Origin of the sequence: Microbispora sp. ZYX-F-249 (genome assembly GCF_039649665.1) — a bacterium.
Lineage (GTDB): Bacteria > Actinomycetota > Actinomycetes > Streptosporangiales > Streptosporangiaceae > Microbispora > Microbispora maris.
This window is the reverse complement of record NZ_JBDJAW010000001.1, coordinates 201,920-225,095: the sequence shown is the minus strand read 5'-3', so window position 1 is coordinate 225,095 and position 23,176 is coordinate 201,920. Positions and strand designations below refer to the sequence as shown.

Below are 23,176 nucleotides of genomic sequence, written 5' to 3'. Positions count from 1 at the left end.
GTGTGGTCGCGCGCGACGCGATCGGCCGATGGCACGCCGGTGGCGGTGGGGTCCCCGGCCGGTCGAGACCGGCCGGGGGGCCGGGGACGTCTCGTCTCTTCGTACGGTGGTCAGCTCAGCTTCATGACGTAGCCCGCGTGGTGCAGTTCGTCGCCCCTGAACTCTCCGTAGGCCCAGAAGCCGAGGTCGTCCAGGTAGTCGATGCGGTCGCCGTCGATCCAGAACCGGCCCTGATAGGCGTGTGGACGATCGCCCCGGGTCTCGTCGTAGCGGCCGTCCGCGGTGAGCTCCTGGTGCAGGAAGTCCTTCCGGTCGATCCAGACGCCGACTCGTGGGCTGCCGGTCAGGTCCGGTGCGGCCGGGATGCCCGCCTCGGGGGCGGTGGCCCGGCCGGGGGCGTCGGTGCCGGCCCACAGGACGGGCCTGCCGGCCGCGACCAGTGCGCGGACCTGCTCCGGCCTGGACGTGAGGGTGGCTACCGCACTAGGCACGTCGGCGGCGAGTTCGTCGGGCACCACCAGAAAGTCGGCGGTGCTACCCGGGGTCAGCGTCGCGACGTACTCCGAGCGACGGCCGCGTCCGCCGGCCAGCGCGACGGTGTCCACGACGGCGGGCACGACGGTCATGCCCGTGCAGTCGACGACGATGGCGTTGTCGTCCTCCGCCGCGGTGACGATGGCGGGGCCGACCCCCACGATCAGGGAACCGACGAACAGGATGTCGGCGCCGGTCACGGTGCCGATCAGCGGGTCCATCGTCACGATCCGGGCGTTGGTGAACAGAACGGGACGGCCACCGTCGTTCGCGACGATTTCGTCGAGCGCCTGCGGGTTCCAGCTCACGGTGTCGTTGCGGTTGATGCTCATGGTGATCCTCAGGGGACTTGGGCTCATCGGTCTGCCCGGCGCATGAAGCGGGCGCCGGTGCTGCTGCGTGGAGATGCTCGGCAGTCGCAGCAACTGCGTGACCACCAGGTTCGTCGTGCGGCGGAGTCGGAACCAGGCCGCCGTACCCCCAGGAGGCCCGCACCTGGGCAGACGGCGGCCTGGTCGCCGTCGTCCGCCGCGCCGACCATGGAGCCATGACCAGCAACGACACGGCCCGCAACCCTCACCCGTACGTCGGAATGTGGGTGACCGCGGACGGATTCATCCGCCAGGAACTGCTGCCGGACGGCCGCTACGACGAGGCCCGCGGAAACCGTCAGAGCGCCTACACCGGCCGCTACACCGTCACCGGCACCCACATCGACTACGTCGACGACACCGGCTTCACCGCCACCGGAGACATCCGCGACGGCGTTCTCTTCCACGAGCACCTGGTGCTCTATCGCGAGGGCGACGAGCGCGCCCAGACCCTCGACGTCATCGGCCTGAAGACCGCCTGCCACGTCGCCGCCGGCACGCCGGACCCGAACGTCCAGGCGTTCGCCGCCGCGCTCAAGGAGCAGGACATCGACAAGGGCAAGCTCGGCACGACGACCGGGGAGGGACCGCGTACGGGAAACGCGAGGCACCGCATCAACGGCGAAGGCGGGGAGACCGCGAGGTCGTCACCTCACGAGAAGCGCATCTCCGCCAGGCCCTTCTCCAGCGTCACGTCAGGCGAGTAACCCAGCTCCTTCCTCGCGGTGGTGATGTCGTAGGAACGGTCACGCCCGGTGAAGCTCACGAGCCAGTTCGTCAGCGGCGGCGCCGACTTCCGGCGAAGCAGGCGTGCCGTGCGGTCCATCATCGCCGCCAAGGGCGCCGCCATCGCCAGGGGGACGCTGCGGCTCTTGGACAGATCCACGCCGCGGGTCACCAGCAGGGGAGTGAGGAAGTCCCGGATGGGCATCGGCGTGCCGTCCGTCACGTAGTAGACCCCCTTGTGGCGGCCCCGCGTGAGCGCGAGGATCGCGGCACCGGCCAGGTTCTCGACGTGCACGAAGTCGACGATGTGCTTGCCGTTGTCGATCCAGGCGAACCGTCCGGCCTCGGCGACCTCGACCATCTCGTTGATCGTTGTCATGCCGCGGCCCCAGATGAACGGCGGGCGCAGCACCACCAGCTCGGTTTTCCCGCTGCGGGCGTTCAGAAGTGCGCGCTCGGTGGCCAGCTTGACGCGGCTGTAGGCGATGTTCGGCCGGCCTTCCGGTGTCGACTCGTCGACGACGGGGCGGCGTTGGCTGCCCGTGGAGACGGACGCGGCGCTGATGAGCACGAAGCGTCGCACCCCGGCCGCGACGCTCGCGGTGTGCAGGGCGACCGTCGGCACGTGATTGGCCTGTTCGAAGAGCGAGTCGGGCCCCCAGAACTCCATCTGCGCCGCGACGTGCACGACCGCGTCGACCTCGCGCAGCTTGGCGAGCCACGTCGGCGCGGGGGAGCCGGCCCGGCTGAGCTCGGCGAGATCGCCGGGGACGGGATCGGCTCCGGCGGCGCGTACCCGCTGGATGCTCGAGTCCGATCTGGCCAGTGCCATGACCTCATGTCCTTCGGCGACGAGGCGATGGACGAGGGTTCCGCCGACGAATCCGCTGCCGCCGGTGATGAAGATCTTCATTTTTCGACTCCTGGTGATTGAGAACGCACTCTTCGTGCAAGCCCGGTTTCCGCTGTCGCTCGGCACGCAACCGGCCGCTCCGCGTATATACATCGACGCCAAATGGTTTGATATCAATGTATTGACGTCAATGTAACCTCGTACTATGGGTGCGTCAAGTGGGAGGTGGGCGATGCCACACGCGAACCAGGGCCTGACCGCGGCACAGGTCGCCGACGAGTTCAGCCGTACGGCGAAGGTTCTCGTACGTCACTTCAACGAGCGTCTGGGCGAGCACGGGGTGTCGACGCCGCGGTCCCGATTGGTGGTGGAGGTGGCGCGTTCGCAGCCTGTCCGGCTGACCGAACTCGCTCTCGCGGTCGGCATCGCCCAGGGGACCGCCTCCACCCTGGTCGACGCGCTCGTCCGCGACGGCCTGCTCGAACGCCAGGCCAGTGCGGACGACCGCCGGTCCGTACTCCTCCGAGTAACGGAGGAAGGGGCCGCCCTGGCCCAGGACTGGACGACCAGCTATGAACTGGCGGCCGAAGAGCTGTTCAGACCCCTCACTCCCGAGCAAGTGTCGACGCTGGTCGACATCCTGCGGATTCTCGGCGCCGATGGGGCGCCGGCCGCCGGCGACTGAAGAAGGCCGGCACATGGATTGCCGGAGTGTCGCCCGCCACTGATGACCTGCGATCGGGAACCCGCAGGTTGCCCGTGCGAGGACAGAGCCATCAGCGAGGCCCCGGTCGATCTCAAGACGCCGGTCTACCAGCGCCTCGGTCTGCGGCCGACCGGTCCGGAAAAACAAAAGTGAGGGCCGAGATGATTCTCAGCCCTCACATGTTGAGAGGTTTGTGTCCGAGGGGGGTCTGGAACCAAATCACTATGCGCGGATCGCTGCCGCTGACCTCTCCCTGGACGAGGAGGCCTGAGCAGCGATGGCCCCGAACTCCCTTGCGGTACGCCGCATCCAGCGTACGACGATCGCCGGTGTTTTCCTCCTGGCGGCGATCGCCGCGGTCGTCTCGTTCAGGCACATGCACGAGCTTTGCCTGCGGCACGGTGAGGATCACCTGGCAGCGGTGCTCATCCCGCTCGCGGTCGACGGCCTGATCGTCGTCGCCTCGATGTCCATCCTGTTGGCTAACCGGTCCGGCTCCCGTGGCGGCCTCCTGGCCTGGAGCCTGCTCGTGGTCGGCAGCCTGGCCAGCCTCGGAGCGAACGTCTCCATCGCGGAACCCAGCCTGATCGGCCGAGTCATCGCCGCATGGCCGTCCCTGGCCCTGATCGGCAGCTACGAGCTCCTGATGTCTCAGATCCGTCGCTATGCGCGGGTGCAGCCAGAAGCTAATGATCTCTCTGCTCTCGACCCTGATCTTGTCGCCGCTGTGGATGCTGACCACGAAGACCTGCAAGACGATCGGGAGGAAGACCCCGAGCCCTCCGCTGAGCACATCGGGAACGGCCGGACACTGCAGCGAGAGGCTTGGCAGTGGGCGCAGCAGAACCGTCAGGCAGACGGTGATCTACCCAGCGGCGTCGCCATCGCCCGGGCCTTTGCCCGTAGCCCCCGTTGGGGCCGCCTGGTCAAGAGGGCCGGCCTCGCCGGCGAGTTCAGTTGACGCTGAACGTCGTACTCCGGCAGCCGACCTTCTCTGCTGGTCATCCCTGCGGGCGCGGGGCCGACAACAGCACGACGCCGGGCCGAAGGCCGTGGCTCTTGGCTTCCGGCCCGGCACCCTGCTGGAGCTCGGCTCTACTGTCTCCACGTCCAGTCGCGGATTTCGATGGGGTCCTCGCCATATTCGCGGGTGTGGGCACGGGCGCGCTGGCGGGCGTCGGCCATCCGCTGGCGCAGGTGGGCGGCCCGGCTGCCCAGGCCGGGCACCTGATCGATCACGTCCATGACCAGGTGGTAGCGGTCGATGTCATTGAGCATCGCCATGTCGAACGGCGTGGTGGTGGTGCCCTCCTCCTTGTAGCCGCGTACGTGGAGGTTGTCGTGGCCGTGCCGGCGGTAGGTGAGGCGGTGGATCAGCCAGGGGTAGCCATGAAAGTTGAAGATGATCGGCCGGTCGGTGGTGAACAGCGCGTCGAACTCGGCGTCGCTCATCCCGTGAGGGTGTTCCGACGGCGGTTGGAGCCTCATGAGGTCGACGATGTTGATCACGCGCACCTTCAACTCGGGCAGGTGCTCGCGCAGTAACGCGGCGGCGGCGAGGGTCTCCAGCGTGGGCACGTCACCGGCGCAGGCGAGCACGACGTCGGGGTCGGCGTCTCCGTCGTTGGAGGCCCAGTCGAGGATGCCCAAACCCCGCGTGCAGTGAGCGATGGCCTGCTCCATGGTGAACAGGTCGAGTACGGGCTGCTTGCCCGCCACGACCACATTGACGTAGTCGCGCGAGCGCAGGCAGTGGTCGGCGACCGACAGCAGCGTGTTGGCGTCCGGCGGCAGGTAGACCCGGACGACCTCGGCCTTCTTGTTCATCACCACGTCGAGGAAGCCGGGGTCCTGGTGGCTGAAGCCGTTGTGGTCCTGCCGCCACACGTGCGACGACAGCAGGTAGTTCAGCGACGCCACCGGCCGCCGCCACGGGATCCGGCGCGACGCCTCGAGCCACTTGGCGTGCTGGTTGAACATGGCGTCGACGATGTGGATGAACGCCTCGTAGCAGTTGAACAGCCCGTGGCGGCCGGTCAGCAGGTAGCCCTCCAGCCAGCCCTGGCACAGGTGCTCGCTGAGCACCTCCATAACGCGTCCGCCCGCGGCCAGGTGGTCATCGGTGGGCAGCGTGGCGGCGTTCCAGGCGCGCGAGGTCACGTCGAATACGGGTGACAACCGGTTGGAGGCGGTCTCGTCCGGGCCCATGACCCGGAAGTCCGTCGGGTTGGCGGTGATCACATCGCGCAGGAAGGCACCCAGTACGCGGGTGGGCTCGCTGGGTCCTGTCGCGGGTGATTTGAGCTCCACGGCGTAGCCGCGGAAGTCCGGCAGGGCGAGCGGACGCAGCAGCTCGCCGCCGTTGGCGTGCGGGCTGGCGCTCATCCGGCGCGGGCCCTGCGGCACCGTCTCCAGGATCTCGGCGACCGGTCGGCCATCGCCGTCGAACAGTTCCTCCGGACGGTAGGAGCGCATCCACTCCTCCAGCATCGCCAGGTGTGCCGGGTTGTCACGCACGCCGGCGAGCGGCACCTGATGGGACCGCCAGGTGCCTTCCACGGGCAGCCCGTCGACTTCGCGCGGCCCCGTCCACCCCTTGGGGGTGCGCAGGACGATCATCGGGAGCCGGCCCTCGCCCTGCTTGTAGTCGGCGATCTCGTCGAAGACCCTGTCAAGGGTTTCCGCCATGAGTAGGTGCATCGCTTCCGGCTCTTCGCCGGCCACGATGTGCGGGCGATAGCCGTACCCCTCGAACAGCTTGACCAGCTCCTCCTCTGGGATCCTGGCCAGAACGGTGGGGTTGGCGATCTTGTAGCCGTTCAGGTGGAGGATGGGGAGGACGATGCCGTCGCGCTGCCGGTCCAGGAACTTGTTGGAATGCCAGCTCGCGGCCAGTGGTCCGGTCTCCGCTTCCCCGTCACCGACCACGCAGGCCACGACCAGTTCAGGATTGTCGAAGGCCGCGCCATACGCGTGGGCGAGCGCGTACCCGAGTTCGCCGCCTTCGTGTATCGACCCCGGCGTCTCCGGCGCCACATGACTGGGGATGCCACCGGGGAAGGAGAACTGGCGGAACAGCCGTTGCATGCCGATCGTGTCCTGCGAGACATCGGGGTACTTCTCGGAGTAGCTGCCCTCCAGCCAGGCATGGGCGACTGCCGCCGGGCCGCCGTGCCCAGGGCCGGCGATGTAGATCATGTCCTGGCCTCGCTGACAGATGACCCGGTTGAGGTGAGCGAAGCAGAAGTTCAGACCCGGAGTGGTGCCCCAGTGCCCGAGCAGCCTCGGCTTGATGTGCTCAGGCGCCAGAGTCTCGGTCAGCAGCGGGTTGGCGAGCAGGTAGATCTGCCCGACCGACAGATAGTTGGCGGCCCGCCAGTACGCGTCGATGCTCTTCAGCTCGTCCATGAGCTGATCTTCCCCGTGATCGGTGTGACCTGCTAGTGACCTTGGTCGCAGCATCTGGGTAACAGAGGGCCCGACCGCCGAGCGTGCCGACCTCGGCGTGGTCGCAGGAAGGACAGCCCGGCTGGCGGCACGTGGCTCGGGACCAGGGGCCCGGGCAAGACGGGGAGGAAGCCTCTTGGGGGGTGCTCGGCGGTCGTGGAGTTTGGAGACATGGCTCGAACCGTTGGCGAAGCGTGCGACGTCCTCCTGCGTGACGGCGGGGTGGCGCATATCCGGCCGTTGCGCCCGTCCGACCGGGAAGCCTTGCACGAACTGATCGCCAGGTCTTCCCCGCGCTCGGCGTATCTGAGGTTCTTCACCGGCGGCGCCGCCTCGGCCCATGCGTACATGGACCGGATCACGGACTCCGGCTACCACGGGTATGCCCTGGTCGCTCTGGTCGGCGGTCTCATGGTCGGGGTGGCGGAATACATCGCCGATCCGGACGGGTCGGAGGCCGAGGTGGGGATCCTGCTGGATGACGTGGTGCACGGCCACGGGCTCGGCACGCTGCTGCTCGAACACCTCGCGCTGGACGCGGCGGATGCGGGAGTCGAGGAACTCGTCGCCACCGTCCTGCCGGAGAACCGGGTGATGCAGCGCGTCCTGAACGATCTCGGCCTGCCAGTGGAGAGGCGGTATGAGGCGGGGCAGGTCGAGATTCGCATCGCCACGCGGGCCACGGAGCGACTGGTGAGCGAGATCGAGGCCCGGGCGCACGAGGCGGAGCGCAACTCCATTGCACACGTGTTCACCCCGCAGTCGGTGGCCGTGATCGGCGCCAGTCGCGCCCCGGACCGCGTGGGGCACCGTGTGCTGCGCAACCTGATCGACGGCGGCTTCCCCGGGCCGATCTACCCCGTCAACCCGTGGGCCGCCGAGGTGTGCGGTCTGCCCGCCTACCCCGACGTCGCCTCGCTGCCGGGGCCGGCGGAACTCGCCGTGATCGCCACCCCGGCGCCCACCGTGCTCGGCGTCGCCCGTGAGTGCGCCCGTCACCAGGTGCGCGCCCTGGTCGTGCTGACCGCCGGGTTCGCCGAAGCGGGGAATCGCGAAGCAGAACGAGAACTGCTGGGCGTCTGCCGAGAGGCAGGCATGCGGCTGATCGGGCCCAACTGCCTCGGCGTGGTGAGCACGGCAGCTCGCTTGAACGCCGGTTTCTTGCCCACATCTCCTCCTGCCGGTCCGCTGGGGCTGATGTCGCAGTCGGGCGCGGTGGCCGCCGCCGTGATCGAACGTGCCGGACAGCTCGGCCTCGGCGTCTCCTCCTTCGCGTCGGTGGGGAACAAGGCGGATGTCAGCGGCAATGACCTGCTCGAATACTGGGAGGACGATCCGGCCACCCGCGTCATCGGTCTGTATTTGGAGTCGTTCGGCAATCCACGAAGGTTCGCCCGGATCGCCAGAAGGATCAGCATCCGCAAACCGATCATCGCGGTGAAGAGCGGGCGCAGCACCGCGGGCAGCCGGGCGGTCCGCTCGCACACGGCCGCTGCGGCGACGCCCGATGTGGCCGTGGACGCGCTGTTGCGCGCCTGTGGTGTCATCAGGGAGGACAGCGTCCAGGATCTGCTCGACACCGCCCGGCTGCTGGCTTTCCAGCCGCTGCCGGTCGGTCCTCGGGTGGCGATCGTGGGTAATTCCGGGGGCCCGCAGGCGATGACCGCGGACGCCTGTGAGCGGCTCGGCCTGGTCGTGCCGGAGTTGTCCCCGGCCACCGCGGAGGCGCTTCGCGCCCGGCTCCGGCCGGCGGCGGCCGTCGGCAACCCCGTCGACCTCACGGCCGAGGCCGACGCCGGAGACATCGCCTTCGCGATCGCGGCGGTCCTGGCCGACCCGGGCGTCGACGCCGTGCTGACCGTCTACACGCCGCCGTTCGGCTCGGGTCTGGAACCGACTCGGGAAGCGATCGCGGCAGCCACCGAGAGCGCGGCGAAGCCTGTGCTCGCCTGCCTCGCCGGGCACGACGAGCTCATCGACGGCCGGGTGCCCGCTTACGCCTTCCCCGAGCAGGCCGTGCACGCCCTCGCCCGGGGGCCGGGCATGCCGCCTGGCGCGCCCGGCCGACGGCACCTCCGGAGGACCTGCCCGGGATCGACGTCGCCGCGGCCCGGCGGATCGTCGCCGTGGACCTCGCCGCTCACCCACGTGGACGATGGCTGGACGAAGGAACGACGACCCGGCTCCTGTCGGCGTACGCCATTCACACAGCCGAATCGGTCTCGGTTGACGGGCCGGAGAAAGCAGCGGAGGCTGCGTCAATCGTCGGACTGCCCGCCGTGCTGAAGGCCGTCGGCCCCGGGCTGCTCCACAAGTCCGACGTCGGTGGTGTGCGGCTCGGCCTGCGGACGCCCGAGCAGGTCGGGCAGGCGTACCGGGAGATGGCCACTCGCCTCGGCCCCGCGATGACAGGCGCGATCGTCCAGACCATGGCTGGCGAGGGGGTTGAGATGATCATAGGCGGCGTCGCGCATGAGACATTCGGTCCGCTGATCATGGTAGGGCTTGGCGGTGTCGCGACCGAGCTGCTCGCCGATCGCGCCTTCCGGGTGCCGCCGATCGACAAGGCCGAGGCCGCCCGCATGATCGCGGAGCTGCGTTGCGCGCCGCTCCTGTACGGCTATCGTGGACGGCCCGCGGCCGATGTCGCGGCGCTGGAGGAGCAGATCGTCCGCGTCGGTCGGCTCATGGACGATCTGCCCGACATCGCGGAGCTTGATCTCAACCCGGTGATCGTGACGCCGGACGGGGCGGTGGCCGTGGACTGCCGCGTGCGGCTCGCCCCTGCCTCGCCGCTCCCCTCGCCCTTCCGGCGCCGTCTCCGCTGACGTACGGGCCGCCATCCTGGGCATTTGGTCCAGATTGGGGTATATGCCCGTCGAACAGGGGTGTCGGGGGGATCGCTGATGGACACCGTTGTGATCGACACACTGGATCCGCTCATCGTGGTGCTCCGGTCGGCGGGCTACACCGTGGTCGGCCCCACGGTGCGGGACTCGGCCGTGCGGATGGCCGAGATCTCCTCCGCCGCCGATCTGCCGACCGGTGTCGGCGACGCCCAGCGGCCGGGCAACTACCGGCTGACCGAGCGGGGCGGCGAGATGATGTTCGACTTCGCCGCGAGCCCCGACTCGGCCAAGCGCTTCACCCAGCCGCCTCGCCAGACGCTGTTCCGGATGCGCGGCCAGACGGTCGAAGAGCCCCGGGAGGAGGCGCCGCGCGTTGCGCTGCTCGGGCTGCGTGCCTGCGATCTGGCCGCGATAGCCGTACAGGACCGGGTGTTCCTGGGCAGGCACCTCGATCCCGCCTACCGGCGGCGGCGTGAGGCGCTGTTTTTGATCGCGGTGAACTGCGCAGTGCCGGGCGGCACCTGCTTCTGCGTCTCGATGGGGACCGGGCCGAAGGCGACCACTGGCTTCGATCTCGCGCTCACCGAACTGGCGTCGCCGCACCGGTTTTCGGTCGAGATCGGCAGTGAGCGGGGAGCGGAGATCGCCGCGGCGATCCCGAACCGGGCCGCCGGCCAGGGTGATCTCAGCGAGGCGGGGGAGGTGTCGCGCGTCGCCGCCACCCGGATGGGCCGTCGGGTGGACACCGAGGACATCCAGCGGTGGCTGCCCGCCGCGCACGACTCCCCGCGCTGGACCGACGTGGCCTCCCGCTGCCTGAGCTGCACCAACTGCACCATGGTCTGCCCCACCTGCTTCTGCACCACTGTCGAGGACGGCACCGACCTCACCGGCGGGTTCGCGGAGCGCTCCGAGCGGTGGGACTCGTGCTTCTCGCTCGACTTCACCGAGCTCAGCGGCCAGCCGCCGGTGCGGAGCTCCGCCCTGGCCCGCTACCGGCAGTGGCTGACCCACAAGTTCGCCACCTGGTACGACCAGTTCGGCACGTCCGGCTGCGTGGGCTGCGGCCGGTGCATTACCTGGTGCCCCACCGGAATCGACGTGACCGAGGAGCTGTCCGCCATCCGTGCCGCTCCCGGGGAGACGTCGTGCATCCGATGACCCCGGTGCCGTACCGGGTCCGGTCGCGGCGGCCGGACCGGGCCGACACCGTCACCCTGGCGCTGGAGCCGACGACCGGGCCGTGCCCGGCCTTCCTGCCGGGCCAGTTCACGATGATCTACGCGCGCGGCGTCGGTGAGATCCCGATCTCGATCAGCGGCCGGGGCCGCACCGGGACGCTGGTGCACACGATCCGGGCCGTGGGCGCGGTCAGCGACGCGTTGTGCCGGGCCCGGCCCGGCGACCTCGTCGGAGTCCGCGGCCCGTACGGCACCGCGTTCGACGTGCCGGGGGCGGCTGGGCTGGACGTGGTCGTGGCGGCGGGCGGCCTTGGGCTGGCGCCGCTGCGCACGGTCGTCCGGGAGCTGATCGCCCACCGGTCGCGCTACGGCAGGATCAGCGTGATCGCCGGCACCCGGACCCCGATGACCCTCATGTATCCGCGGGAGCTGACCCGCTGGCGGGAGACGCACGGCATCGACGTCCAGGTCATCGTGGATCACCCCGACCACGTCTGGCCGGGCCCGGTCGGGCTGGTCACCAGGCTGATCGACCGGATCGTCTTCGAGCCGCGCAGGACCGCGGCCTTCGTCTGCGGCCCCGAGGTCATGATGCGTGCCGTCGCCGGCGGCCTGGTCGCGCGGGGCGTCCCCGCCCGGCGAATCATGCTGTCCCTCGAGCGCACCATGAAATGCGGAGTCGGCCGGTGCGGGCACTGCCAGCTCGGCCCGCTGCTGCTGTGCCTGGACGGGCCCGTGGTCGACTACGAGCGGGCGGGCCGCCTGCTCGCCGTACGGGAGCTGTGATGGGCACGCGCAAATCGATATCCGAACCGCGGCCGCGTGGGTCGGCCTCCCGGCCTCGGCTGGCGGTGTGGAAGTTCGCCTCCTGCGACGGGTGCCAGCTCACCTTGCTCGACTGCGAGGACGAACTGCTGTCCTTCGCCGCCGAGGTGGAGATCGCCTACTTCCTGGAGGCGTCCAGCGCTCCGGGCCCGGGGCCGTACGACCTGTCCCTGGTGGAGGGGTCGGTCACCACACCGGAGGACGCCGAGCGCATCCGGCACGTACGCCGGGTGTCGAAGCGCCTGGTGACGATCGGGGCCTGCGCCACGACCGGCGGCGTCCAGGCCCTGCGCGACTTCGCCGACGTGCGCGAGTTCACCTCCGTCGTGTACGCGCGGCCGGAGTACATCGCCACCCTGGCCACCTCCACCCCGATATCGGCCAACGTGCCGGTCGACTTCGAGCTGCGTGGCTGCCCGATCGACAAACGGCAGCTGATGGAGGTCGTCACCGCGTTCCTGGCCGGCCGGCGGCCCGTCGTCCCCAGCCACAGCGTCTGCGTCGAGTGCAAGATCCGCGGCAACGTCTGCGTCCTGGTGGCCCATGGCACGCCGTGCCTCGGCCCGGTCACCCAGGCCGGCTGTGGGGCGCTGTGCCCGGCGTTCAACCGGGGCTGCTACGGCTGTTTCGGCCCGGCCGACACCGCCAACTCCCGGGCGCTGAACGCGAAACTGCGCATCCTCGGCATGAGCGACCCCGAACTGGTGCGGGTCTACCGGACCTTCAACGCGACCGAGGAGCAGTTCATGCAGGCCGCCGAGGAGGCCTCGGGGGAGGCCGACGGGTGACGCACAGAACCGTCCGCATCGGCGGCCTGTCCCGGGTCGAGGGCGAGGGCGCCCTGCTGGTACGCGCCCGCGGCGGCCGCGTCATCGACCTCCGGCTGAAGATCTACGAGCCGCCCCGGTTCTTCGAGGCGTTCCTGCGCGGCCGGGCGTACGACGAGCCCCCCGACATCACCGCGCGCATCTGCGGCATCTGTCCCGTGGCGTACCAGATGAGCGCCTGTCAGGCCATCGAGTCGGCCCTCGGTGTGGCGGTCACCGGGCCGCTGCGGGACCTGCGGCTGCTCCTCTACTACGGCGAGTGGATCGAGTCGCACACGCTGCACATCTTCCTGCTGCACGCGCCGGACTTCCTCGGCTACGACAGCGGCATGGCGATGGCCGCCGACCACCGCGAGCACGTCGAACGCGGCCTGGCGGTGAAGAAGGCGGGAAACGAGCTGGTCGCGACGCTGGGCGGACGGGCGATCCACCCGGTCAACGTACGGCTCGGCGGTTTCCACCGCGTGCCCCGGCGGCAGGAGCTCGCTCCGGTGGCCGAGCGGCTGCGCCGGGCGCGCGAGCACGCGCTGGCCACCGTGACCTGGGTCGCCGGGTTCGACTTCCCCGACGTCGAACACGACTACCGGTTCCTCGCGCTCCGGCACCCGGACGAGTACGCGATCCTGTCCGGCTCGCCCGCCGTGAGCGACGGATCCTCCTTCCCCGTCGAGGACTGGCCGGACCACGTGGTGGAGGAGCAGGTCCAGGACTCGACGGCGCTGCACGCCCGGCTGGACGGGACCACCGGCTACCTGACCGGCGCCCTCGCCCGCTACGCCCTCAACTCGCCGCGGTTGTCCGCGTTGGCCCAGGAGGCGGCCCGGGACGCCGGTCTGGGCAAGATATGCCGCAACCCGTTCCGCAGCATCGTCGTCCGGGCCGTCGAAGTCGTGCACGCCTGCGACGAAGCGCTGCGGATCATCGACGGCTACGTCGAGCCCGAGGTGCCGGCCGTACCGGTGGAGCCGGCGGCGGGAGTCGGCCACGGCGCGTCGGAGGCGCCGCGCGGCACCCTGTACCACCGCTACCGCATCGGCGCGGACGGGCTGATCACCGAGGCGGCCATCGTGCCCCCCACCTCGCAGAACCAGGCCCGGATGGAGATGGACCTGCGCGAACTGATCGAGCCCCGGCTCGGTCTGGCGCAGGCCGAACTGGCCGCACTGTGCGAGCGGGCGGTGCGCAACCACGACCCGTGCATCTCCTGCTCCACCCACTTCCTGGACCTGCGGCTCGATGCCCGCTGATCCGGTGGTGATCGGGATCGGCGGCGACGCGCGCGGCGACGACGCGGCCGGTCTGGAGGTGGTGCGCCTGCTGCGCGGCAGGCTCCCGCCCTCCGTCGTCCTCACCGAGAGCTGCGGAGATCCCATGCACCTGGTCACGGCCTGGAACGGCGCACGCCTGGCGATCGTGATCGACGCGGTCCGCTCCGGCGTGGAGCCGGGAACCGTACACCGCGGCCTGCCGCCCCATCCCGGGGCCGGCCGGCACCGGAGCTCGCACGCCCTGGGCCTGACCGACGCGATCGCGCTCGGCCAGGCGCTCGGCCGGCTCCCGCACGAGCTGGTCTTCTTCGGTGTCGAAGGAGGCGACTTCGCCCTCGACGCCCCCGTCACTCCGCCGGTCCGGGCGGCGATCCAGGAGACGGCCGAGGCCGTACGGCAAGCACTTCGATGAATCCCGCAAGGCTCGGGCCGTGCGCGCGGTCGTTCAGCGTTCGAACGGGGCCCACCGCATTTCACGACCTGGCAGTCACTACCGCGGTGGTCAGCTCCCTGACACGGACCTGGCCAGACCATGCCGGACCAACCGCGGCCTGCGGCTGAACGGGGTGGCCCGGCGGTGCACGTGGTGGTGGGGCGGCAGGTGCCGCTCGCGTGGGGCGGGCACGGTGCGGAAGCGCCGTTTGACGGCCTCGACGAGTGCCAAGTAGACGATCAGGACGACGGCGATGGTGCCGAGAATGGCCGGTGGGATGGGCGCCAGCCCCAAGTCGGATGCGAAGGGCGCATAGGGCAGGGCGAGTCCGGCCGCCACCACGACCCCCACGGCGATCACGAGGGCCGCGGCCGGCCGGCTTCGCCAGAACGGCGTACGGCGGGTCCTGACGATGAAGATCACCAAGGTCTGGGTGGCGAGGGACTCCACGAACCAGGACGCCCGAAACAGCGGCGGCGCGGTGTGGAAGACCCGAAGCAACAGCGCGAACATGGCGAGGTCGAACATCGAGCTGAGCGGTCCGAAGACCAGCATGAACCGGCGGATGAGCCCAAGGTCGAAGCGCGCGGGCCGGGCGAGCTGCTCGCGGTCGACGGCGTCGGCCGGGATGGTGAGCTGGCTGGCGTCATAAAGCAGGTTGTTGAGCAGCACCTGGCTCGGCAGCATCGGCAGGAACGGAAGCACCGCCGAGGCCGCCGCGGCGGAGAACATGTTGCCGACGTTGCTGGCCGTACCCATCAGGAGGTACTTGATGGTGTTGGCGAAGATGCGGCGGCCTTCGACGATGCCGTCGGCGAGCACGCCCAGATCCTTCTCCAGCAGCACGACGTCGGCGGCGTCCCTGGCGACGTCGGCCCCGGTGTCGACGGAGATGCCGACGTCCGCGCGGTGCAGGGCGAGCGCGTCGTTGACGCCGTCGCCGAGGTAGGCCACGTCCAGGCCGCCGCTTCGCTGGATGCCGACGATCCTGGCCTTCTGCTCGGGGCTGACTCGCGCGAACACAGTGGTCGCCGGCAGGGCATCGGTCAGGGCGGCGTCGTCGAGACCTTCGATCTCCTCACCGGTCAGCACTCCGGTGACGGGCAGGCCGATCTTCTCGCACAGGCCGGTCGCGACTGTGGGGTGGTCACCGGTGAGGATCTTCACGGTGACTCCGAGCGCGGCCAGGCGTTCGAGCGCCTGCTCCACGCCGGGTTTGGGCGGGTCGCTGAACACCAGGAACCCGGCCAGATCGAGATCGGACTCCACCAGCTCGCGTTCTCCTGCGCGTACGGCGACCGCGACCAGGCGGGCGCCCTCGGCGAACAGCCGCTCGGCGAGCGCGCGGGACTCCTCGGGCACGGTCCGGCACCGGGCCAGTACCGCTTCCGGGGCTCCCTTGACGATGGTCAGCGTCTCGCCGGCGGGGTCCTCGACCAGTACGGATGCCATACGCCGCTCGTGGTCGAACGGCTTGGCATCGATGCGCCGGTAGCTTTCCGGCGTCCACTCCCGCATGGCACCTGCATCGTGCAGGGCTTCGTGGAGGGCGTCGTCGAGTGGTGTGGAGCCGGGCGGGTCCGCGCACAGCACTCCGAAACGGAACGGGCCGTCGGCGTCACCCTGGTCGGGGGTCCCGTCGGGGCGGACGGCCTGGCGCAGGGCGATCCTGGCTTGGGTCAGCGTGCCGGTCTTGTCGGTGAACAGCACCTCGACGTCGCCGAGGTCCTCGATGGCGACCAGGCGTTTCACGAGTACCTTCATCCGGGTGAGGCGGCGCGACCCGGTGGCGAGGCTGGTCGTGACGACCGCGGGCAGCAACTGCGGGGTGACGCCGACCGCGATGGCGAGCGAGAACAGCATCGCGTCGAGCAGCGGGCGACCCATGACCAGGTTCGTGGTGAACACCCCGGCCGTCAGCGCCGCGGCGACCCACACCAGCAGTCCGGAGAACCTGCGCAGCCCGATCTGGAAGGCCGTCTCCGCGTGCTGCTCACCCAGGCCCGCGGCGATCGCGCCGAAAGCCGTACCGGCGCCGGTTCGGGACACGGTCCCGGTCGCGGTTCCCGCAGTGACGACCGTGCCCATCAGCGCCGTGTCGCCGGGCTTCCTGCGGACCGGCAGCGACTCCCCGGTCAGCACCGACTCGTCGCACTCGAAGTCCCAGGACTCGGCCAGCTCGATGTCCGCGGGGACGACGGCGCCGAGCCTCAGCTGGACCACGTCGCCGGGGACCAGGTCGGTAACGTCACGCTCAACCAGGGTGCCGCCCCGCAGCACACGCGCCCGGCTGCGCATGTGCTCGTGCAGCGCCTCCACCGCGCGCTCGGCGCGATACTCGTTGGCGAAGCCCAGCCCGACGCTCAACGCGACGATCACACCGATCACCACCGCGTCGGTCCGCTCCCCGACGAAGAACGACACGGTGGCGGCGACCAGCAGCAGTATCAGCAGCGGGCTGCGCAGTTGCCTGGCCAACACCGCGACGGGGCGCGCACGGTGGCTGCGGACCGCGTTGGGGCCGACTCTGGCCCGGACAGCCGCGGCCTGTTCGTCGGTGAGCCCTGTCACGGCAGGCTCTGTCACGGTGATTCCTTTGGCGTCGGCGGGTCCGGTCATCGCAGCGGTCCCGTCCCCCCGGATCGAGAGTTGTTCGGCCCGCGCTCGGCCGGCCGCCTGAACGCTAACTCCACGCTCGGTCCGGTCAGATCTCGCACAATGGGCTCCATGCCCTGAAGCAGATCACTCAGGCGTGTGGGGTGGCCGCAGGCCAAAGGCATCCTGCCAGGGGACCTTCGGCCCATGATGCGGGGAACCACATCTTCAGTTCGAGACGGCGTCGAGCTCTCGGGCGGGCGGCCGGCACAGCGACGTCGTCTTCGAACACGCCGTCCCTGCGAGGAGCGCGTCGCACAGGTGTGGCAATGGTGCGGTGGCGTGGACGGTGGCGAGTTGGCTCAGTAGCCCTGAGTCGAGTTCCCCCTGTTGATGTTGCCAACGTAGGGCGTATAGGGCGGCGCCTATGCGGTGGGCGTAGTGAACGGGTGGGGAGAGGGCGCTTGGCCTGTCGCTTCGCTCCCGGTACGTCCGCCGCCGCCACTGCCGCGGGGGCGCACCCCGTCGCACGCCAGCGCCGAGAGTACGGCGGCGCCCAGCGCCATCGCCCAGCCGGCGGGCGGCAGAGGCACCAGCGCGAGCGGCGCGCCCAGCGCCGGAATCACCGTCACGAGCACCTGCAGCGCCGCGGTGGCGGTCACCGCGACAAGTACCGAACGGCCCCGCCACCAGCCGCGCTCGAAGGTCCGCCGACGGGCCCGGACGACATAGGCGAGGGTCAGGCGGGCGAAGACCAGTGCGAGCACGGCCTGGCTGCGGACCTGTTCCTCGCTCCAGCCGAGGCGGCGGGCGACCTCGACGGCCGCGAAGACGAGCGCGCCGACGGCCACCGCACGCAGCGCGATCCGGGTCAGGACCGGCCAGGAGAGCAGGCCGCCGGTGGGCCGCAGCGCCAGCGGGTCGCCTGCGGGCCGGTCGACGCCGAGCGCGATGGCGGGAATGCCGTCCAGCACCAGGTTGATCCACAGCAGCTGCACGGGAAGCAGTGGCACGACCAGATCCGGCCAGGCGATCAGACCGATCAACACGATCAGGATCTCCGCGAGGTTGCCGGTGAGGAGATATCCGACCATCGAGGCCACGTTGTGGCGCAGGCGGCGTCCCTCGCGCACCCCCGCGACGATGGTGCCGAGGTCACCGTTGGTGACGACAACGGCGGCCGCCTCCCGGGCCACGTCGGTTCCCTCCTCGCCGGCCATGGCCACCCCCACGTCGGCGTTGCGCAGTGCCGGGGCGTCGTTCACGCCGTCGCCGGTCATCGCCACGACCTGGCCGTCCTCGCGCAGGGCTCGTACGAGGTCGAGCTTGGTGCCGGGGTCGACGCGGGCCAGTACGGCCGCCTCGCGCAGCCGGGCGTACCGTTTCGAACGCTCGTCGTCCGGGCCTGCGAGGGTCTGGAGTGCGGCGCCCGTGACCACCGGGTCGGCGTCGATGCCCACCTCCTCGGCGATGGCGCGGGCGGTGTCGGCGTGGTCGCCGGTCACCATCATGACGCGGATGCCCGCGGCGCGGCAGTCCGCCACCGCCCGCGCCGCCGAGGGGCGGATCTCGTCACTGAGCGCGACCAGGCCGAGCGGACGCAGCCCCGCGGCTTTCAGGTCCGCGGTGTCCTTGTCGGCGAGCGCGAGCACTCGCAGGCCCTGATCCGCCAGGCCAGGCACCGCTCGCGCCAGCCGTTCGGTCTCGGGGCCGGGGACGCAGCGGGCGAGCACCACCTCCGGGGCACCTTTGACGGTCAGCAGAGGCCCGTCCTCGTTCGCCGTGGTGATCACGGCCATCGATCTGGTTTCGGCGTCGAACGGCCGGGCGGCCAGGCGTTCCTCACCGGGCCGCAGCCGTACTCCATGCCGCTCGGCGGCCACGGCGAGTGCCACGTCGACCGCGTCCCCCAAACCGTCGCGAGCGTCGTTACAGCGCAGCGCGGCCCGCCACAGGTCGCTTCCGGACACCGCCACCTGGCCCGTCACGGTCAGATGCCCGGTGGTCAACGTGCCTGTTTTGTCCGTGGCGATGACGGTCGTCGCGCCCAGCGCCTCGATGGCCGGCAGCCGCCGGACGATCACACCGAGCGCCGCCATGCGCTGGGAGCCGAGCGCCAGCGCCGTGGTGACCGCGGCGGCCAGGCTTTCCGGCACGGCGGCGATGGCCAGCGCCACTCCAGCCAGGATGATGTCGAGGAGCGCGGCCTCGCCCCGCTGGACCCGGGTGAGTCCGATGAGAATCATCACGACGCCCGCCATGACGGCGATCAGGCCGATTCGTCGTGACACCCGTGCGAGTTCCACCGCCAGCGGGCCCTTGACGCCGCCGCCCAGCGCGGAGGCGATGCGCCCCATCTCGGTGCGGGCACCGGTGTGGGTCACCTCCGCGAGGCCCGAGCCCCGGACGACGAGAGTCCCGGCGAACAGCTCGTCACGGCGATCCGCGAGCGTGCCGCCGGGGCACTCCGCTCCCGCGGCTCGCTTGTCGGACGACAGCGACTCGCCAGTGAGCATCGACTCGTCCACGCCGAGCGCGTTCGCCCGCAACAGCCGCGCGTCGGCGGGTACGCGGTCCCCGGCCGCGACCTGCACGACATCGCCCGGTACGACCTCGGCCGCGGGAATCCTCCGTACGACGCCGTCGCGGACGACCTTGGCCATGGGCGCGGTGAGGGTGCGCAACGCCCGTACGGCATGGTCGGCCTTCGTCTCCTGGCTCACTCCGATGACCACGTTGACCAGGAGAATGGTCAAGATGGCCGCGCCCTCGGGAACTTCGCCGAGGGCGACCAGGGTGACCAGCCCGGCGATCAGCAGCAGGATCGACATCGGGTCGGCGAGCTGGCGGGCGGCCCGGATGGGCAAGCGTGGCGGCCTCGGCTGCGCGAACTCGTTCGGCCCGCACTCGGCCAACCGCTCCGCTGCCGCCTCCGCGCTCAGTCCGGTCGGCTCTCGCACGCTGATCTCCATGCCCTCAAGCAGATCATTCAGACGTATGGGGTAGCCGCAGGCCAAAGGCATCCCGCTGGGGGACCTTCGGCCCACGCTGCCGAATGCTGGTGAGGCGGCTCGCGAGACCGGGACCTTAATCGGAGGGGCCTCTCCCTCTGGGGAGTGGCCGCATCAGGCCGGCCAGGACGGCGAGGCAGGCGATGGTAATCGCCAAGATGGGTGGAAGTACGGCCCACGCGGGTTCGTCGCCGCGGGCTTGCGCGACGAAGGGCGTAACCATGATCGGTAGTCCGGTCAGCGCGAAGAAGACCAGCAGGCCGGGCGCGGCCGTGTAGGCCCATGGCCGGTCCCGGAGGAGCAGTACTCCGGTAACGAAGGCGGCGGGCAGGAAGAACGACAGGTCGAGCACGTGCACCGGGCTGGACGGCAGGGCCAGCTCGCTCACGCTCCCGGGAAGGCGGCCGGCCAGGATCGCGGGCACGATCTCCTTCAGCCACAGCAGCGTGAACAGCGTGGCCACGATGACGAGGAGCCATCCCGCCGGCCGTCTTGGCGCCCGGTCGAACCGCGCCGCGACCGCTTGTCCGTCGAGTGCCCTCAGGCCGCCAATGAGGGAGAACGCGGACAGCCCGAGGACAGCGACCCAGACCAGGAAAAGCGGCCCGACGTGGACCGACAACGTGTAGATGACGTAGTTGTAGATGATGAAGGCCACGGCGCCGAGCCACATCAGGTACGCGCGGAGCGAGCCCCGGCGGGCGAGGAAGGCGAATACGGCGATCGCCGGTGAGACCACGGCGAGATTGACGGCGTCCTGGGCTATCGCCTGGTTGACGAAGGCGCTCGTCTCTCTGCCGTAGATGCCTTCCAGGTCGAGCAGCGCGTAGATGTTGCCTGCGGCGGCCAGGAGCGCCGCCGTAACCGACAGCCGTAGCCAGACGCCGACGGCCCGGCCGGCCCATGCCGGTGAGGCGGCAGGGGCGGGCCGGGAAGCCACAGAGGTCATGATCGTCTCACAGTTCGAAGACCAGCCGGGCGGGGATCCGGCCGGCGAGGATGTCCTCGAAGGACTGGTTGATGTCGTCCAGTTTGCGGGTCTCGTACTTGACCGTCGTGCGGCCCGCGGCGTGCAGGCGGAAGACCTCGGCGAGGTCGGCGCGAGTGCCGACGATGGACCCGATCACGCTGATGCCGCCCAGTACCGTCTCGAAGATGGGCAGGCTCATCGCGTTGTCTCGGGGCAGCGAGACCAGCACCAGGCGCCCCCCGCGACGCAGCGACGCGTGCGCCTGCTGCAGGACGCGCGGGTCGGCCGCCAGGACGACGGCCACGTCGGCACCGCCAAGGTCGCGAATCACTCGCACCGGGTCGTCGGCCGCGGCGTTCACGACGTGAGTGGCGCCGAGTTCACCGGCGAGGAGGAGCTTTTCGCCCGTCACGTCGACCGCGACGGTCTCGGCACCGAAGATCTGCGCGTACTGTTGCGCCAGATGCCCCAGCCCGCCGATGCCGAAGATCGCCGCACGCTCGGCCGGGCGGAGCCCGGACACCTTGATGGCCTTATACGTTGTCACCCCCGCACAAGTCAGGGGAGCGGCGTCGAACGAGCTCACGGCTTCGGGCACGGGGACAACGTGGCTGGCATAGGCCGCGACGTATTCGGCGTGGCAGCCGTTCAGACTGTAGCCCGTGTTCAGCTGGGACTCGCAGAGCGTCTCCCGGCCGCTCACGCAGTAGTCGCACGTACCGCAGGCATGCCCGAGCCACGGGACTGCGACCCGCTCCCCGACGGCCCGGCCGGTCACGCCGGCGCCGACCTGCTCGATCACGCCGATGCCCTCATGCCCGGGCGTGAACGGCAGAGCCGGCTTGACCGGCCAGTCTCCGCGGGCGGCGTGGATGTCGGTGTGGCACAGCCCGCTGGCCTCGACACGGACCAGCACCTGGTCAGGTCGCAGCTCCGGGACCGGAAGGTCGCGGATCTCGATCGGGCCGTCGAATCGGGTGACCACCGCTGCACGCATTGCCTTCTCCTCTCCACTGGGGGCTTCCAGCGTCCTCCCGCGGCGTCTGCGCCGGCAGAGCCGGACGGGCCACCGTCGTGGGCCGAAGTACCGTCCGGATCAGTGGCCCAAGGTCCCTGCACCCCCACGCGACGGGCCACCGCACCGCGACGGGACGGTCGTCGGCGTCGGTGAAGGCCCGGTCGACCTCCTGCACCCCCGCGGGGCGGGAGCACCACGGCGAGGTCGGTGAGCGAGCCGTCCTCGACCGGAACGCGGGCGCCGCCCTTGAGTGGCGGGCCGCGTCGTCCCGGGTGCGGAACCTGCCGGTAGCTCGATCGCCAGATCGGTGCCATGGCTGGCCCAGTCGATGTACGCCGGATCACTGTGAGCGGTGACTGGGATGCTTCGGTTGTTCACGTCCATGGAGGAGGCGCTCGCGGTCACCGGCACGCCCAAGGGGCCGTGCGTGGAGTCGAACCTGAGCAGATGGGCGAGGGTCGCCGCGTCCGCGAGGTCGTTGATCGCGATGACCTCGATGCCCATGGGCAGCGCGCGGCGCAGCGCAGCCCTGCCGATCTGCCGAATCCATTGATACCGATCCTTATGGTGATCCTCCTCAGCGTTGCCTGTGCCGCCATCGTTCGTTCCGGCACGAAGCGGCCGTAGAGGCGTAAGTGCCGGGAGACAGAGGCGCAACAGCCCCCGCCCGAAGGCCTTCCGCCTCTCCGCCTGCGTGGAGTGGCGGCGATGGGATGGGGGAGGTGCCACGAGGAGGAACAGATGCGTGTGAAGGTCGCCCAGGTCATGGCTCGCGACGTCCCTGTGGCGGAGAGGGACACGCCGTTCAAGACCGTCGCCCAGGTGCTGATCGCCGCGGACCTGGGCGCCGTGCCCGTGGTCGACGCCGACGACCGGATCATCGGCGTCGTCACGGATGCGGACCTGCTGCTCAAGGAGGAGTTCAAGGATCAGTACCCTCGCGAGGGCTACCGGCTGCCGCTGCGCGCCCGGCTGCGGCGCCTGTTCGGCCGGATGGGGCGCGGCTGGCGCGAGAAGTCGCGCGGTGACACGGCCGCCGAGCTGATGACGTCCCCGGCCGTCACATCGGCCCGGGAACGGCGGTGGTGTTCGCCATCCGTCTCATGGACCAGCACGGCGTCACGCACCTGCCCGTCGTCGGGGAGGACGGCACACTCGAGGGAATGATCGGCCGGCACGACCTGCTGCGGGTCTTCACGCGTCCGGACGCCGACATCGCCCGCGATATCACGATCGACACGTTCGGCCGTTCCCTGTTCCGCGACCTGGCCATGGTGACCGTGACAGTCGACCAGGGCGTCGTGACGCTGACCGGTCGCCTGCACTGGCACAGCGACGCGCTGACGGCCACCCGGCTGGCGCGCGGCGTCAACGGCGTGGTGGACGTGATCGACCACCTGCAGTGGGAAGAGGACGACAACGCTTCGGTGAGGGTTACCCCGGGCCCGGCGCTCGCCAGCGCCGGGCCCGGCGATGGTGAGCGAACCCACGGCCATACGGCTGGTCGAACACCCTTCAGCCGCCGTTAGGCTGCCGTGCAGCCGGGCCCTGCCGGTAGTCGT

20 protein-coding genes are annotated in these 23,176 nt (G+C 70.3%); 12 read left to right on the top strand and 8 right to left on the bottom strand.

What is annotated here, in order from left to right:
* Positions 1-110: 110 nt before the first annotated feature.
* Positions 111-866 carry an Atu4866 domain-containing protein gene (locus AAH991_RS00970; protein ID WP_346224020.1) on the bottom strand — a complete coding sequence of 252 codons (756 nt, stop codon included), beginning with the start codon at positions 864-866 and terminating at the stop codon, positions 111-113.
* A gap of 215 nt (positions 867-1,081) precedes the next feature.
* Here AAH991_RS00970 and AAH991_RS00965 point away from each other — a divergent pair, with 215 nt between their 5' ends.
* Entirely contained in the window at positions 1,082-1,612 is a 531-nt protein-coding gene (locus AAH991_RS00965) for an Atu4866 domain-containing protein (RefSeq protein ID WP_346224019.1), read from the top strand.
* Here AAH991_RS00965 and AAH991_RS00960 read toward each other — a convergent pair.
* Positions 1,558-2,544, bottom strand: a complete 987-nt coding sequence (locus AAH991_RS00960) for an NAD-dependent epimerase/dehydratase family protein (protein ID WP_346224018.1) — start codon at positions 2,542-2,544, stop codon at positions 1,558-1,560. The two genes, AAH991_RS00965 and AAH991_RS00960, sit on opposite strands and share 55 nt — an antisense overlap.
* 172 nt (positions 2,545-2,716) lie before the next feature.
* On the opposite strand from AAH991_RS00960, the gene AAH991_RS00955 reads away from it, so the two are divergent.
* The gene (locus AAH991_RS00955; RefSeq protein ID WP_346224017.1) at positions 2,717-3,169 is read left to right on the top strand and encodes a MarR family winged helix-turn-helix transcriptional regulator; all 453 of its coding nucleotides are present in this window, start codon (positions 2,717-2,719) and stop codon (positions 3,167-3,169) included.
* A gap of 298 nt (positions 3,170-3,467) precedes the next feature.
* On the top strand, positions 3,468-4,151 hold the full coding sequence (locus AAH991_RS00950) for a DUF2637 domain-containing protein (RefSeq protein ID WP_346224016.1): 684 nt from the start codon (positions 3,468-3,470) through the stop codon (positions 4,149-4,151).
* 134 nt (positions 4,152-4,285) lie between these two features.
* On the opposite strand, the gene AAH991_RS00945 is transcribed toward AAH991_RS00950, so the two are convergent.
* Positions 4,286-6,598 (bottom strand): phosphoketolase family protein, encoded by a 2,313-nt coding sequence (locus tag AAH991_RS00945; RefSeq protein ID WP_346224015.1) that lies wholly within the window; start codon positions 6,596-6,598, stop codon positions 4,286-4,288.
* A 210-nt stretch (positions 6,599-6,808) separates the two neighbouring features.
* On the opposite strand from AAH991_RS00945, the gene AAH991_RS00940 reads away from it, so the two are divergent.
* The 7 genes from AAH991_RS00940 to AAH991_RS00910 all read left to right on the top strand — a co-directional run bounded on the left by AAH991_RS00940 (position 6,809) and on the right by AAH991_RS00910 (position 13,999).
* On the top strand, positions 6,809-8,923 hold the full coding sequence (locus AAH991_RS00940) for a bifunctional acetate--CoA ligase family protein/GNAT family N-acetyltransferase (RefSeq protein WP_346224014.1): 2,115 nt from the start codon (positions 6,809-6,811) through the stop codon (positions 8,921-8,923).
* Positions 8,824-9,465: an acetate--CoA ligase family protein gene (locus tag AAH991_RS00935; RefSeq protein ID WP_346224066.1), complete on the top strand. Its 642-nt coding sequence runs from the start codon at positions 8,824-8,826 to the stop codon at positions 9,463-9,465. Before AAH991_RS00940 ends, AAH991_RS00935 begins: the two co-directional genes overlap by 100 nt.
* A 78-nt stretch (positions 9,466-9,543) precedes the next feature.
* Positions 9,544-10,647 (top strand): 4Fe-4S dicluster domain-containing protein, encoded by a 1,104-nt coding sequence (locus tag AAH991_RS00930; RefSeq protein ID WP_346224013.1) that lies wholly within the window; start codon positions 9,544-9,546, stop codon positions 10,645-10,647.
* Complete coding sequence (locus tag AAH991_RS00925; RefSeq protein WP_346224065.1) at positions 10,644-11,453, top strand: FAD/NAD(P)-binding protein; 810 nt, start codon at positions 10,644-10,646, stop codon at positions 11,451-11,453. The genes AAH991_RS00930 and AAH991_RS00925 overlap by 4 nt, the downstream gene beginning before the upstream one ends.
* A gap of 65 nt (positions 11,454-11,518) precedes the next feature.
* Entirely contained in the window at positions 11,519-12,280 is a 762-nt protein-coding gene (locus tag AAH991_RS00920) for an NADH-quinone oxidoreductase subunit B family protein (protein ID WP_346224012.1), read from the top strand.
* Positions 12,277-13,566 carry a Ni/Fe hydrogenase subunit alpha gene (locus AAH991_RS00915; protein WP_346224011.1) on the top strand — a complete coding sequence of 430 codons (1,290 nt, stop codon included), beginning with the start codon at positions 12,277-12,279 and terminating at the stop codon, positions 13,564-13,566. Before AAH991_RS00920 ends, AAH991_RS00915 begins: the two co-directional genes overlap by 4 nt.
* A complete protein-coding gene (locus tag AAH991_RS00910; RefSeq protein WP_346224010.1) occupies positions 13,556-13,999 on the top strand; it encodes a hydrogenase maturation protease in 444 nt (147 codons plus the stop codon). The genes AAH991_RS00915 and AAH991_RS00910 overlap by 11 nt, the downstream gene beginning before the upstream one ends.
* Before the next feature lie 90 nt (positions 14,000-14,089).
* Here AAH991_RS00910 and mgtA read toward each other — a convergent pair whose 3' ends face one another.
* The 5 genes from mgtA to AAH991_RS40425 all read right to left on the bottom strand — a co-directional run bounded on the left by mgtA (position 14,090) and on the right by AAH991_RS40425 (position 22,118).
* Positions 14,090-16,606 carry a magnesium-translocating P-type ATPase gene (gene mgtA, locus AAH991_RS00905; protein WP_346224009.1) on the bottom strand — a complete coding sequence of 839 codons (2,517 nt, stop codon included), beginning with the start codon at positions 16,604-16,606 and terminating at the stop codon, positions 14,090-14,092.
* A 434-nt stretch (positions 16,607-17,040) separates the two neighbouring features.
* Complete coding sequence (locus AAH991_RS00900; RefSeq protein WP_346224008.1) at positions 17,041-19,575, bottom strand: cation-translocating P-type ATPase; 2,535 nt, start codon at positions 19,573-19,575, stop codon at positions 17,041-17,043.
* Positions 19,576-19,702: 127 nt separating this feature from the next.
* Positions 19,703-20,575: a hypothetical protein gene (locus tag AAH991_RS00895; RefSeq protein ID WP_346224007.1), complete on the bottom strand. Its 873-nt coding sequence runs from the start codon at positions 20,573-20,575 to the stop codon at positions 19,703-19,705.
* A gap of 7 nt (positions 20,576-20,582) precedes the next feature.
* Complete coding sequence (locus tag AAH991_RS00890) at positions 20,583-21,593, bottom strand: zinc-dependent alcohol dehydrogenase (RefSeq protein WP_346224006.1); 1,011 nt, start codon at positions 21,591-21,593, stop codon at positions 20,583-20,585.
* 99 nt (positions 21,594-21,692) lie between these two features.
* Positions 21,693-22,118 (bottom strand): glyceraldehyde 3-phosphate dehydrogenase NAD-binding domain-containing protein, encoded by a 426-nt coding sequence (locus AAH991_RS40425; RefSeq protein WP_428833921.1) that lies wholly within the window; start codon positions 22,116-22,118, stop codon positions 21,693-21,695.
* A 237-nt stretch (positions 22,119-22,355) separates the two neighbouring features.
* Between AAH991_RS40425 and AAH991_RS00880 the strand changes: the two genes are divergently transcribed.
* Together AAH991_RS00880 and AAH991_RS00875 are read left to right on the top strand one after the other, a co-directional pair.
* Entirely contained in the window at positions 22,356-22,781 is a 426-nt protein-coding gene (locus AAH991_RS00880; RefSeq protein ID WP_346224004.1) for a CBS domain-containing protein, read from the top strand.
* A complete protein-coding gene (locus tag AAH991_RS00875) occupies positions 22,718-23,143 on the top strand; it encodes a BON domain-containing protein (RefSeq protein ID WP_346224003.1) in 426 nt (141 codons plus the stop codon). Before AAH991_RS00880 ends, AAH991_RS00875 begins: the two co-directional genes overlap by 64 nt.
* Positions 23,144-23,176: the final 33 nt, after the last annotated feature.